Genomic DNA, 13300 nt, shown 5'->3' on the forward strand with positions numbered 1-13300 from the left:
AAGACCTCCTGATTTTTAGGGTGATGAAGGATGTGAAACGATAACCTCACAATCTCCTTCTATAACAAAACCTCCGGAATCCGCCGGCACGATAAAGTGATCGCCTTTGTGAACGGGGCATCCATCCAGTTCTCCGCGTCCTTTAATGACGCTTGCGAGTAAATACCGGCCGGGTGCGGGGAATGATGCTTTCCCGCTCACATTCCATTGATAAACTGAAAAGAACGGTGTCTCTGCGAGTATTGTAATGAGAGCATCTCCGATCCGATGCTTTGTGCTTTTTACTTTTTCATCGGTATGCGGAATCTCTGTTACGTCAATTGCTTTCTGAAGATGAAGCTCGCGTTTATTCCCGTTCCCATCCGTCCGGTCATAGTCGTAAAGCCGGTAGGTGGCATCAGAGCTTTGCTGGATTTCAAGAACGAGCGTACCTTCGCATAAAGCGTGCAGTGTGCCGCTCGGGACATAGAAAAAGTCGCCGGGTTTAATGGGGATGCGGCGGAGCAGGTGATCCCACTCGTTTCGTTCAATGAGCTGAACGAAGTCTTCTTTTGTTTGGGCGCGATGCCCTAAAATGAGCTCCGCGTCTTTTTTGCAGTCCAACACGTACCAGCATTCCGTTTTTCCGAGTTCTCCGTTTTCATGCCGATGTGCATATGCGTCATCCGGATGCACCTGCACGGATAGATCCATATCAGCGTCAAGAATTTTTGTGAGCAGGGGAAAAGCCTCTTCATTCGGATGTCCGAACAGGTCAGGGTGTTCATTCCAGAGACGGTGTAATGATGTTCCGGAAAAAGGCCCGTTCCGCACGATGGATGTGCCGTGCGGATGAGCTGAAATCGCCCAGCACTCGCCCGTCCGCTCAGAAGGAATCTCATACCCGAATGTATCGCGCAGCTTCGTCCCGCCCCATAATCTTTCTTTAAAAACCGGTTCCAAAAATAAGAGTTTCGTCATTTTCCCGCCTCCCGGTTTGCCGCTTCTAAGGCCTGCTCCGCCAATACGAGCGAACCGGCCGCGCCGGAGTGAATCCCTAATTGAGGGGGAACGATGTATTTTTCAATATCGGGCAGATCAATATATTGATTCAGCCGCTTTTTCACGTGCTGACGGATAGAAGAGAACAGCTGATGCTGCTTCATGACGCCCCCGCCGAGAATGATCTTTTCCGGCGAAAGTATGAGAATATACTGCACAAGCGCTTCGGCAATATAATAGCCCTCAAGCTCCCACACTTCCTGCTGATCCGTGAGCAGAAATGCTTTTTTCCCCCAGCGTTTCTCAATGGCGGGGCCTGCCGCGAGGCCTTCCAGACAATCTGTATGGTACGGGCAATTGCCCTTGTAGCCGTCGTCCGGATGTCTTCTGACATAAATGTGGCCCATTTCAGGATGAGACAGCCCTTGAACAAATCTGCCGTTCATGATGGCGCCCGCGCCGATGCCTGTGCCGACCGTCAAATAGAGGCAGCTGTCCGCGTTTTTGGCCGCGCCGAAAGAAGCTTCTCCAAGCGCCGCCGCATTAACGTCGGTGGTGAAGCCTGCGGGAATATCCAGAGCGCTTTTGATCGTTTGAAGAATAGGGCAGTTCCGCCAGGCTGTCTTCGGCGTCGCGGTGATGCACCCGTATGTTTGACTGTCGGGACGGATATCAATCGGCCCGAACGACCCGATGCCGATGGCGTCTATCGGGAATTCTTCAAAGTAACGGATCACCTGTCTGAGTGTGTCATCCGGTTCTCCCGTCGGAAACTCTGCTCTGTCCAGAATGGTGCCGTCTCTTTGTCCGGCGGCACAGACAAATTTCGTGCCGCCGGCTTCAATACCTCCAAGCATGGCCGTCCCTCCTCATCTGTTAAAATCCGTTTTGATCGGAAACGGCTTTGAACCAGCGGCCGCTTTTTTTGACGGTCCGTTCGCCCCCGTTTTCCAGATTGACAGATACAAAGCCGTAGCGGTTTTTATAAGCGTTTGTCCAAGACCAGTTGTCCATGAAAGTCCACAGGTGATAGCCTTTTACATTTGAACCTTCTCCGATGGCCCGATGCACCCATTTGAGATGTTCCTGGATAAATTCAATCCTGTAATCATCCTGAATGATGCCGTTTTCATCGCGGAAGCGTTCCTCGCCTTCTACTCCCATGCCGTTCTCAGAAATAAAACATTCGATATTTCCGTAATGTTCTCTGAGATTTGTGAGAATGTCGTAGATTCCTTTTTCGTAAATTTCCCACCCGCGGTGAGGGTTCATTTTACGGCCGGGCATGACATACGGATCGAAGAAACGCTCGGGCAGGAAAGGGGCATGCGGATTCGGAACATGTTCTTTTGCCTTGACGCGCCTCGGCTGGTAGTAGTTCACGCCTAAGAGGTCAACCGTATGCTCCTGAATGAGGCGGAGATCTTCTTTCTCATAATGCGGCAGAAAGCCTTCCGCCTTGAGAATCTCGACAAGCTCCTCAGGAAATTCGCCCTTTACGGCGGGATCTAAAAATGAGCGGTTGAAAAAGGCGTCGGCAATCCGGGACGCTTTGACATCTTCAGGATGTGAGCTTCTCGGATAAGAAGGCGTCAGATTCAGAATGATTCCGATTTGTCCGTCCTGTTTCAATTCTCTGTAGGCTTTGACAGCCCTTGCATTCGACAGCAGGGTATGGAAGCCGGCCTGCACCGCTTCTTGAAAATTAACATGATTCGGGTAGTGAAAGTCGTATAAGTAGCCGCCTTCAATCGGCACAATCGGCTCGTTGTGAGTGAACCATTTTTTCACCTTGTCACCGAATAGCGAAAAGCATGTTTTGGCGTAATGTTCAAACGCGTCAACGGTGTTCCGGCTGACCCAGCCCCCCTTCCGCTGAAGGGCGAGCGGCATGTCAAAGTGAAACAAATTGACAAACGGCTCAATGTGATGGGCAAGCATTTCATCGATGACGTCCTGATAAAACGCGACCGCTTTCTGATTGACCTCGCCAGTTCCGTCCGGAATCAATCTTGACCAGGAAATAGACAGCCGGAAGGAGTTATGGCCGATTTCTTTCATCAGCCGGATATCCTCCTTGTATTGATCGTAAAAACGTGACGTGTCGCCGGGGCCGACGCCGTTAAAAAAACGGCTCGGCTCTTTTTCATACCAGTAATCCCATATGTTTTGGCTTTTTCCTTCTCTGTCGGCGGCGCCTTCTGTTTGGGTGGCGGAGGCGGAAGACCCCCACCAGAATCCTTCCGGAAAACGATATTGAATATTTGATTCAGTCATTTGATTTCTCTCCCTTACTGCGATTTTGATTACATACTCATGCTGTCATCCCGGGCATGCTGCTCGGTCTCGGCTTCTTTTTCCTTTGCCATGTTTAATTTGTCCAGCGCTTTAAGAAACGGGAACCAGATGACAAACACAATACAGAGGTTGACCAGCTGCATAATGCCGCCCATGACGGAATTGGTCGCCATAATCCCGTTAATGAATAGGGGGACGGTCCAAGGCACGGTCACGCCGGTAGGAGGGGGCACGATCCCCGCCGACATGGCCAGGTAGGTGACAAGTGTGACAACCATCGGCGCGATCACCCACGGAATGATAATGATCGGGTTCATCACGATCGGCAAACCGAAAATAACCGGCTCATTGACATTGAAAATGCCTGGCGCGAGACCGAGTTTGGATATCTGTTTCATCTGTTTGCTTTTCATAAAAAGCAAGATGGCGATCACTATGGCCAATGTCATTCCGGTTCCGCCCATTCCGACGGTGTAAATCTCCATAAACGGCTTAGAAATAATATGGGGAATCTCTTTTCCCGCTGTATACGCAGCCAAATTTTCGACCTGTAATGTATTCCAAATCGGGTCCATCACGGAATTGATAATGATTTGTCCGTGAAGGCCGAAAAACCATAAAATCTGAATAAAGAAAACAGCGATTAATGTAGGGATGATGCCGCTTCCAAGTCCGACAAGCGGGGCTTGAACCGTATGATAAATGACATCATGCAGATTGGTGTGAAAGATCTGGGTGACAGCCGCATTGATCAAGAGGAAGACGGTAAGCGTGATAAAAGCCGGAATCAATGCGGCGAACGATTTAGCAACAGCCGGAGGAACACCGGCAGGCATCTTAATCGTTAAGTTTCTCTGGACGATTCTTCTGTAGATTTCACCTGACAAAAAAGCGGTTATCATGCCGAGAAACATCCCTTTTGCTCCAAGCCGGTCAACCGGAATGACGCCTGCGACCGCTTTGCCCGTTTCCGGCTCTAAGACGAACGGGGTGAGCAGCAGAAAAGAAACCAATGCGATCGCTCCGCCGAATACGGCCTCCACTTCGTAGCTTTTGGAAAGGTAATAGCCGATCCCGAAGACGACAAAAATGGACATAATCCCCATCGTCGCCGTCGAAGCGCCGCCAAATCCGGATTGAAAGACAGACAGTGCGGAGCTGCTCATGATTTTGTTTAAAAATGGCAGGTTCGTCAGCACGACGAACACCGAACCGAAAATGGTCAGCGGAAACGCCAGCATAAAAGCATCCCGTAAGACTTGCAAGTAGCGGTTATTGTTTAATTTGCCAGCGATCGGAATAAGGAATTGGCTGATTTTCTCAAACACGTCTTCACCCCCGGCTTTCTATAAATTTTTCGATTGAAATAAGTTGAGCATTTCTTTAACGAGCTCTTTCATTGAAAGCGCTGACATTAAGTGGTCTTCAGCATGCATAAAAAGCAGAGAGACATCCGTCTTGGCGCCGCCGGCTTCTTTTTGAATCATCTGAAAATGGATGTCATGCGCTTTCCCCAGTTCTTCTTCAGCCTTTGTCAGAAAGGTGCCTGACTCATCTGGCCGGCCGTCTTTATATGCGCGTATCGATTGAATAATATTGCTGCGGGCATTGCCGCTGTGAAGGATCAGCTGAAAACTGATCTGTTCATCCGTGTACGTTTCCATGCTTATCGCCTCCTTTATTTGTCCTCTATCAAGGCAACGGCCTGTTCGTATGCTTTTTTGCCGTCCCCCATGCCGTATGCCATCATATCAATCACATCAACGGTGATGTGAAGCGGGTCCGCCTCTTTTTGAAGCTCACCTTTTAAAAAACTCATCTGCGGGCCGATCAGTACGACGTCTGCATCTTTCATCGCTTCTTTTGCTTTATCCTGTCCGACTGCCCAAATCTCGGCTTCCTCACCGATGGAGCGGGCGTAATTCTGCATTTTCGTGACAAGAAAGCTGGTGGACATGCCTGAGCTGCAGGCTAATAAAATTCTTTTCATGAGGAATCCCTTCTTTCGTAAAGTTAAAACGTTTTCATGAATATTATAATCTTTTGAATTTAAATGTCTATACTTTTAAAATATAAAAGTTTTACATTTCGGATTTTTGACACAAAAAAACCTTTTAAGATTCAACTTAAAAGGTTTTTCATCTCAAGCGAGCCATAACAGCCATAAATAAAGTCCGATCAGGGTGATAAATAACGTCGGAATGGTTAATATCAGACCTGTCTTGAAATACATTCCCCAGGAAATTTTCACGTTTTTCCGGCTCAGCACGTGGAGCCATAACAATGTCGCCAGCGATCCGATCGGCGTGATTTTCGGCCCGAGGTCCGAACCGATAACATTCGCGTAAATCAATGCTTCTCTCATCAGCCCGTGAGTGCCCGTTCCGCTGATGGCTATGGCGTCAATCATCACCGTCGGCAGGTTATTCATAACGGAGGAGAGAATCGCAGCGATAAACCCCATTCCGAGTGTGCCCGCAAACAAACCGTGATCCGCCGCTTTCTGAATAAGCTGAGAAAGAAGATCCGTCAGTCCGGCATTCCGCAAGCTGTACACGACAACATACATGCCGACAGAAAAAAACACGATGGCCCACGGGGCGTCCTTGATGACTTGTTTCGCAGGGACGGCGGGGCTTCGCTGCGCCAGAATGAGAAAAATGACCGCGATGGAGCCGGCAACGAAGGAAACGGATATCGACAGCAGTTCGCTGACGAAATATCCGATCAATAAAACGGCCAGCACAGCCCACGATAACCGGAAAAGGCGTTCATCCTTAATCGCGGATGCCGGATGTTTCACAAGACCGGTGTCATACCGTTTCGGAATGTTTTTTCTGAAATAGAGATACAGCACCAAAATGCTTGCCGCCAGAGAAAAAAGGTTGGGCACCAGCATGCGTGATGCATATTCAATGTACCCGATATGAAAGTAATCGGCGGATACAATATTGACCAAATTGCTTACAACGAGCGGAAGCGAGGTGGTGTCGGCGATGAATCCTCCGGCGATAATAAACGGAAAAACCAGCTTTTCAGGTAAATTCAAAGCCCGCACCATCGCCAGTACGATCGGCGTCAAAATGAGCGCCGCTCCGTCATTGGCAAACAGGGCGGAGACAACAGCCCCTAAGACCGACACATAGAGAAACATCCGCAGTCCGCTGCCTTTGGCCGCCATGGCCATATGCAGCGCGGCCCACTCAAAAAAACCGATGCTGTCAAGAATCAATGAAATGATAATAATGGCGATAAAGGCAAGTGTCGCATTCCAGACGATTCCCGTCACTTCCGCGATATCGTGCAGGCTGACTGCTCCGGCGATCAAAGCGAGGACCGCTCCGCCGCAGGCAGACCAGCCGATTGATACATGTTTCGGCTGCCATATGACAAACACAAGTGTCAGCACAAAAATCAGCGCTGATAAAACCGCAACTCCCAAGAATATATCCCCCTTACCGGCATGTAACAGTGACTTCTTTTTGCCGCAATGTCTGTAAAACTTCGTCCTTTTCATCTATCTGCTGCAGAATCGAGCAAACCAGCGCGTATTCCGGACCGGACGGATGAAAGGCATAGTACCGCCACTGGCCCTCGCGTCTTTCCCGCACAAGGCCGGCGTTCTTTAATTTCCGCAAGTGCTGGCTGATGCCGGGCTGACTTATATCAAAAATAGCCGTCAGCTCGCAGACACAATATTCCTTATCCTCCAGAAGCTTCAGCATCAAAAGCCTCGTCCGGTCGCTTAGAAGCTTGAGGCACTGGCTGATCCCTTCGGAACTTAAAGCATGATGCCGCCGTTCCATGCGCTCACTCCTTTTTCACACTATTATATAAGCAGATGTTTATATAAGTAAACGACAATATAAAAAAAGCCGGTCTTGCACTTTTTGCAAAACCGGCTCATGTTTATTTTTGGAACAGTTTTTTCGCTTCATCCATTGCTAATTTATTTCCCAGTGCTGAATAATCAAGCCAAGGCTGATCGGCAATTTTATAGACGTGGTTTGCTTTCACGGCCTTCAGCCCTTTCCATACAGCGCTTTTTTGCAATTCTTTATAGGCTTGCTGTGACTTGTCGTCTCTGTTAACGACGACGAAAATCGCATCTGCGTTGTAATCAGGCAGCACTTCTTGAGAAATGACTTCATAAGGGCGGGAAGTGTTCATTTCTTTAATGCCATCAGCCGGTTTCAGCTTCAGATCGTCAAACAGAATCGGTCCCATCGGGCGGCGTGTGCTGAAGACGCGAAGCTCTTTTGCGTTCACGCGGATCGCCATGACTTTGGCGTTTTTCCCTAATTCCTTATTCATCATGGATCTGACTTGTTTTGTTTCATCTTCGTAATCTTGGATAAATGTTTTCGCTTCTTTTTCACGGTTGACGATTTTTCCGATGTCTTTTAAATGATCGCGCCATGTGCCTTTATCAAGGTCGAAAACGTGTGTGTTTCCGATTTTCTTGTATTTTGACACATCTTTTCCCGCAAATTCTTTATCAAGATAAATGTTGTCTGGATTCAACTCAAGTAAAGCTTCCATATCCGGGTCTGAGGCAGGTCCGAGTTTTTTCGTGTCTTTCAGCTGATTTTTCACATGAGGGAGAAAATCTTTTAATTCTCCGCCCACGACGGAACCGGCAGGTGTAACGCCGAGAGCCAGCAGATCATTTGTCAGGTGAATGGACATCGAAGCGATTTTATGATCGCCGGATTTCTTTTTTGACTCCGGCTGTGATGAATCGGATTGGCAGGCAGCCAGTAAGAAAATACACATGAAACTGATGAGCGCAATTGTTTTTTTCATGGGAATACTCCTTGTTTTATGATTTGATTTTCATGACGAGATAGAGAAAATACGGCGCGCCGATGGCTGCCGCAACCACGCCGGCCGGAATGGCATTCGGCTGAAACAAAGACCGGCCGATGGTGTCTGCCGCGACAAGAATGACAAGGCCGATTAATCCCGCAATCGGAATAATATGCTGATGCATGGTGCCGACGAGCCGTCTTGCCAAGTGAGGGGCGGCAAAGCCGATAAAGCCGATTCCGCCGGCCATCGCGACGCTCGCGCAGGACAAGCCGACCGCTATGGCGATCAGCATGATCCTTTTTCTCTGCACGTGTGCGCCGAGTCCCGCGGCTGCCTGGTCACCGAGCATTAAAATATTCAAAGACCGGGCGTTCAGCCATGCAAGCGGTGCGAGAATGCCGATCCAGGGCAATAGCGACCACACGTGAATCCAATCCCTGCCCCAGACGTTTCCCACCAGCCAGCGGGAAGCGAATGTATAGGTTTCTTCATTCAGGCGAAGCGACATAAACAATGTAACGGCGCTGAAGCCCGCGGAAACGGCGATCCCGACTAACAGCATGCGGATCGTTAAAAAACCGTTCAGCCTGTCGTACGTAAGCACTACGATCAGCAGGGCGGCGAGTGTTCCGCCCGCAAACGTAAACAGCGGGATGAACATCGACGCTTGCGCCTCCAAGGAATGAAAGAATGTGATATACATCATCAAACCGAAGGAAGCGCCGGCATGCAGTCCGAGAATGCCCGGATCGGCAAGCGGATTTCGGGATACACCCTGCAAAATAGCGCCCGACACTCCTAAACCGATGCCGGCCAGCATCGTCACCAGAATCCGGGGAAGCCGGTAATCGAATAAAACGGTTGTGCTTTGAAACGTGCCGTATCCGAACAGCGTTTTTCCCACGGTGAGAGGAGAAAGCCGGAATGAGCCCGTATGCAGCCCGATCAGAATCATGCAAACGGCGATGACCAGCAGAATGAGTCCTGCCGCCGCCGCTTTTTTTGTTTCTTTCTGCACTTTCATTTATAAGTCTCTCCCTTCCTTGCGGGCAATATAAAGAAAGAAAGGGACACCGACAAGTGCGACCATAATGCCTATCGCCAATTCCCTCGGGGGACTGACCGTGCGTGAGGCCAGGTCAGCCAAAATCAATAGAATCGCGCCGAGTAACGCGGACATCGGAATAATCAGCCTGTACGTAACGCCGACGATCTTTCGCGCGATATGGGGAATAACCAGCCCGACAAAGCCGATCGCGCCGGCAGCGGAAACAGACACACCGGCAAGAACGACGGCGATCATTAATCCGGCGGCACGCGTCAGAGCCGTGTTCACCCCTAAATTCGCCGCCACGTCATTTCCCATTGAGAGAAGGGTGACGGACCGGCCCATGAATGTCGCGAGAATGATGAAGACCGCAATCACGGGAACAAGGACTTGTAAATGAGCCCACTTGATCCCTGACACCCCGCCGGCGTACCAGAAGGCCAAATCCTGGCTTAAATCGTAATAAATCGCCACACCGGTACTGAGTGAATGTAAAAGAGCGGCCACGACCGCCCCGGCAAGCGTCACCTTTAAAGGCGTCATGCTGCCTTTTCCCGCCGCGCTGATAAAGAAAATCAAGCCGGTGCTTGCCAGTGCTCCCAAAAATGACATCACCATCAGCAGGGCGTATGACAAATGAGGGAAAAAAGCAAAACTGAGCGCAACAACAAACATGGCGCCCGCGTTTACGCCTAAGACACCCGAATCGGCAAGCGGATTTCTCGTGACACCCTGCATGAGGGCGCCGGCTGCGGCAAAAGCGGCTCCTGTAACGGCCGCCCCGAGCACCCTCGGAAGACGCAATTCATGAATGATCTGCTGGCCCGTTATGTTCGGATTGTAATCAGCAACAGCCGACCAAACCGTATGTAAAGTAATGTCTTTCGCGCCGAATGAGACGGCAAAAAAAATAGATACAAGCAGCCCGATCACCGCGATCAGGAAGAAAACCCCGTTTTTTAAGATACTGATCAGACGGTTTGCGGACGTGACAGAATCGCTCAAAAATCAATTCACCTACTTTTATGATCATTGTCCGGTATTTATTGAATATGAGAATCATTTTCATTTGAACCATCATATTATACCGAGCCGATTTTCAAAACGCAATAGAGCGTTCAACAATGATGTCCTTTTTTTCTCTCATGTTTATATTGTAAAAAAGAAGTGAAAAACGTGAAAGAGGAAATCGCTATATTCAGAAAGGAGGGAGGCAAATGGCGGGAGAAGGAAAGCCTTTGCCGATTGAATTTTACCAGAGACCGTCGGTGGAGCTTGCCCCTTTATTGCTCGGCTGTCTCTTGGTGAAGGAGACGGACGAGGGAACGGCTTCAGGTTTTATCGTGGAAACGGAAGCTTATATGGGAGCGGATGACCGGGCGGCGCACAGCTTCGGCAACCGGCGCACGAAACGGACGGAAATTATGTTCCATGAGGCGGGCCGCATTTATACATACGTCATGCACACTCATACATTAATGAACGTCGTCGCCGCGGACATCGGCATTCCGCAGGCCGTGTTAATCAGGGCGGCGGAGCCTCATGAAGGACAGTTCCTGATGGAGAGCAGGAGACCGGGCAGACCCCCGAGAGAGTGGACAAACGGCCCGGGAAAACTGACGAAAGCGATGGGCATTTCAATGAACGACTACGGCGGCATGATCACGGAACCGCCGCTGTATATTACCGAGGGCTTTACGCCTGAACATATATCAACAGGCCCGAGAATCGGGATTGACAACAGCGGAGAAGCCCGGGATTATCCGTGGCGCTATTGGGTGACGGGGAACCGGTATGTCTCACGCTGACCATGTTTATAAACGCTGATAACAGGGGAAAGACAAGGTAAAAGAAAGGGGATTCAGACATTGAAAAAATTTTTCAAAACGATTATCAAATGGGCGCCCGTCATCTATCCGATCATCAGAAAAATCATAAAAGAACGGAAGGCATCTAAGCGGAACCGCATGTCCGCATCCCGAACAGCCGGCTGATCCGGCTGTTTTTTTACGGGCTTGGCATCGGATTGCCGCATTGACTTGAAATCCTTCCCATTATAGAATTTACATACATTTACCCCTTCCTCATTCTTTTTGCCCATTTTTCACGTCTGCATCTGATCTGATAGGAGGTTTTTCTCATGCTTCATGGGCGGCTTCGTGAACTTCTGCGCTTGCTTTTAGCTGCTGAAACACCGGTTACAAGCTCAGTCATCGCTGCAAATGTAAAGGTAACGACACGGACGGTCCGCAATGACATAAAGGAACTGCAAACCATTGTAGAAAAACACGGCGCATCCATTCAATCTGTCAGAGGGAGCGGCTATAAGCTGCTGATCCGGAATGAACAGCCGTTTAAAAACTGGCTTCAGGACAATTTCCAGCAGAACAGCACCGTGCCGATTTTTCCCGATGAACGGATAGATTACCTTATGAAAAGAATGCTTCTGACCGACGGCTACCTCAAGCTGGATGACTTGGCGGAAGAACTGTTCATCAGTAAATCCACACTTCAATCTGATTTAAAAGAAGTCAAAAAACGGCTCCGCCCCTATGACATCATTTTGGAAACAAGGCCGAACTACGGCTTTAAGCTGCGCGGCGAAGAGCTCCGCCTCCGTTATTGTATGGCCGAATACTTAGTGGACGACCGCGAGCCTGAGCCTGATCTCCTGAGTGAAAAGGCCGGTATTCTGCCGAAAGACGACATTCATGTGATCCGCACAGCCATTATGAAGCAGGTTCGAAACCATAAGATCCCGCTTTCTTTCTTCGGCCTGAACAATCTCATCATCCATATCGCCATTGCCTGCAAACGAATCCGGACAGAAAACTATGTATCTCTCATTCCGGAAGATCTTCATGATATTAAGCTTGAAACAGAATATCAGTCAGCGGAAGCCATCGTAAAAGAGCTTGAATCTGCGCTTTCGGTCACCTTTCCCGAACAGGAAACCGCCTATATCGCCATTCACCTGCTCGGGACAAAGCGCATGACCCAGTCACAACTGGAAGGAAAAGAGCTTACAAGGCTGATAGACGGAGAAACAAGCCGTTTGACGGAGGCCATGATTGAAGCCATTGAGCGGGAGCTGAAGCTCGGAATCACGGACGACAATGAGCTGAAAGCGGGTCTTGCGCTCCACATCAAGCCGGCGATTAACCGAAACCGGTACGGAATGAACCTGAGAAACCCGATGCTCTCCGCCATAAAGGAAAATTATCCGCTCGCATTTGAAGCGGGAGTGATTGCGGGAATCGTGATCAAGGAGCAAACCGGCATTGATATTCATGAGAATGAGATCGGATATTTGGCGCTTCATTTCGGAGCCGCCATTGAAAGGAGAAAGACGGAACGGCCGCCTAAGCGCTGTCTGATTGTCTGTGCGTCCGGCGCCGGCAGCGCACAGCTTTTAAGAGAAAAGCTCCGTTCCCGGTTCGCAAAGCGTCTTGAAATCGTCGGAACGGCTGATTACTGCAGCCTTGACCAGCTTTCCTTTGAGTCGATTGATTTTGTGGTCAGCACAGTGCCGATCAAAAAAGACCTGCCCGTTCCCGTATTAAAGGTTCATACGCTGTTGGGCGGCGGGGATTTTACAAAAATCGACGCCATGCTGGAAGAAAAGCGGGAACAATTGAACTTTCTGAAACCGGAGCTGGTATTTTTGCAGCAGGATCTGGAGACGAAGGAGGACGTCATCCGTTTTCTCGGACAGCAGGTTGCAACAGCCGGCCTCGCTTCTGATTCTCTGACCGATTCTATTTTTGAAAGGGAAGCGATTTCTCCTACGAGTTTCGGCAATCTTACGGCGATTCCGCACCCGCTCGTTCCGCAGACAGACACGACGTTTTGGGCGGTATGCACGCTGAAGAAACCGATTGACTGGGCGGATAAGCGTGTCCAATTTGTCTGCCTGCTCTGCGTCGAGAAAGAAAGCAAAGCCGACCTCCAGCATATGTACAAATGGCTCGGCGGGATGTTAGATGATCCGGCCGCGGTAAGCCGTCTCTTAAAATGCACAACCTATCAGGAGGTTTTACGAGTATTCAGAGACAAACGATCAGAGAAAGACCGGGATACACCTTTTTTCCGTTAGCAGCGGAAAAAGCCTGAGTAGTTCTGAAAGCGATTTCATAATATGATGGTACTAACATCGAGACA

General features: G+C 49.5%; 14 protein-coding genes. 3 read left to right on the forward strand and 11 right to left on the reverse strand.

The annotated features are described in order from the left end of the window. Positions 1 to 15: 15 nt before the first annotated feature. The 11 genes from manA to OQ477_RS12325 all read right to left on the reverse strand — a co-directional run bounded on the left by manA (position 16) and on the right by OQ477_RS12325 (position 10114). Complete coding sequence (gene manA / locus OQ477_RS12275; protein WP_265972642.1) at positions 16 to 960, reverse strand: mannose-6-phosphate isomerase, class I; 945 nt, start codon at positions 958 to 960, stop codon at positions 16 to 18. Next, positions 957 to 1838: an ROK family protein gene (locus tag OQ477_RS12280; RefSeq protein WP_265972643.1), complete on the reverse strand. Its 882-nt coding sequence runs from the start codon at positions 1836 to 1838 to the stop codon at positions 957 to 959. The genes manA and OQ477_RS12280 overlap by 4 nt, the downstream gene beginning before the upstream one ends. Positions 1839 to 1857: 19 nt before the next feature. Then, a complete protein-coding gene (locus OQ477_RS12285; RefSeq protein WP_265972644.1) occupies positions 1858 to 3258 on the reverse strand; it encodes a glycoside hydrolase family 1 protein in 1401 nt (466 codons plus the stop codon). Positions 3259 to 3287: 29 nt separating this feature from the next. After that, positions 3288 to 4607 (reverse strand): PTS cellobiose transporter subunit IIC, encoded by a 1320-nt coding sequence (gene celB / locus OQ477_RS12290; RefSeq protein WP_038460341.1) that lies wholly within the window; start codon positions 4605 to 4607, stop codon positions 3288 to 3290. Positions 4608 to 4625: 18 nt separating this feature from the next. Next, positions 4626 to 4943, reverse strand: coding sequence for a PTS lactose/cellobiose transporter subunit IIA (locus OQ477_RS12295; protein ID WP_265972646.1), 318 nt, complete (start codon positions 4941 to 4943; stop codon positions 4626 to 4628). Between the two features lie 14 nt (positions 4944 to 4957). Next, positions 4958 to 5269, reverse strand: coding sequence for a PTS sugar transporter subunit IIB (locus OQ477_RS12300; RefSeq protein WP_265972648.1), 312 nt, complete (start codon positions 5267 to 5269; stop codon positions 4958 to 4960). Between the two features lie 153 nt (positions 5270 to 5422). Then, positions 5423 to 6721 carry an arsenic transporter gene (locus OQ477_RS12305; protein ID WP_265972649.1) on the reverse strand — a complete coding sequence of 433 codons (1299 nt, stop codon included), beginning with the start codon at positions 6719 to 6721 and terminating at the stop codon, positions 5423 to 5425. A 13-nt stretch (positions 6722 to 6734) separates the two neighbouring features. Then, positions 6735 to 7085, reverse strand: a complete 351-nt coding sequence (locus tag OQ477_RS12310; RefSeq protein ID WP_038460339.1) for an ArsR/SmtB family transcription factor — start codon at positions 7083 to 7085, stop codon at positions 6735 to 6737. 103 nt (positions 7086 to 7188) lie between these two features. Then, positions 7189 to 8085 (reverse strand): ABC transporter substrate-binding protein, encoded by an 897-nt coding sequence (locus OQ477_RS12315; protein ID WP_032868637.1) that lies wholly within the window; start codon positions 8083 to 8085, stop codon positions 7189 to 7191. A 16-nt stretch (positions 8086 to 8101) separates the two neighbouring features. Beyond that, positions 8102 to 9115 (reverse strand): FecCD family ABC transporter permease, encoded by a 1014-nt coding sequence (locus OQ477_RS12320; protein WP_021494727.1) that lies wholly within the window; start codon positions 9113 to 9115, stop codon positions 8102 to 8104. After that, complete coding sequence (locus tag OQ477_RS12325; protein ID WP_042635747.1) at positions 9116 to 10114, reverse strand: FecCD family ABC transporter permease; 999 nt, start codon at positions 10112 to 10114, stop codon at positions 9116 to 9118. 242 nt (positions 10115 to 10356) lie between these two features. Here OQ477_RS12325 and OQ477_RS12330 point away from each other — a divergent pair, with 242 nt between their 5' ends. From OQ477_RS12330 to licR, 3 genes are all read left to right on the forward strand, one after another. Further along, on the forward strand, positions 10357 to 10947 hold the full coding sequence (locus tag OQ477_RS12330; protein ID WP_003150858.1) for a DNA-3-methyladenine glycosylase: 591 nt from the start codon (positions 10357 to 10359) through the stop codon (positions 10945 to 10947). A gap of 51 nt (positions 10948 to 10998) precedes the next feature. Then, the gene (locus tag OQ477_RS12335; RefSeq protein ID WP_369719122.1) at positions 10999 to 11133 is read left to right on the forward strand and encodes a hypothetical protein; all 135 of its coding nucleotides are present in this window, start codon (positions 10999 to 11001) and stop codon (positions 11131 to 11133) included. A 146-nt stretch (positions 11134 to 11279) separates the two neighbouring features. Further along, positions 11280 to 13235, forward strand: a complete 1956-nt coding sequence (licR, locus tag OQ477_RS12340) for a transcriptional regulator LicR (protein ID WP_265972650.1) — start codon at positions 11280 to 11282, stop codon at positions 13233 to 13235. The last annotated feature ends 65 nt before the right edge of the window (positions 13236 to 13300 follow it).

The sequence above is a fragment of the Bacillus sp. ChL18 genome (assembly GCF_026241425.1).
Taxonomy (GTDB): Bacteria; Bacillota; Bacilli; order Bacillales; family Bacillaceae; genus Bacillus; species Bacillus velezensis.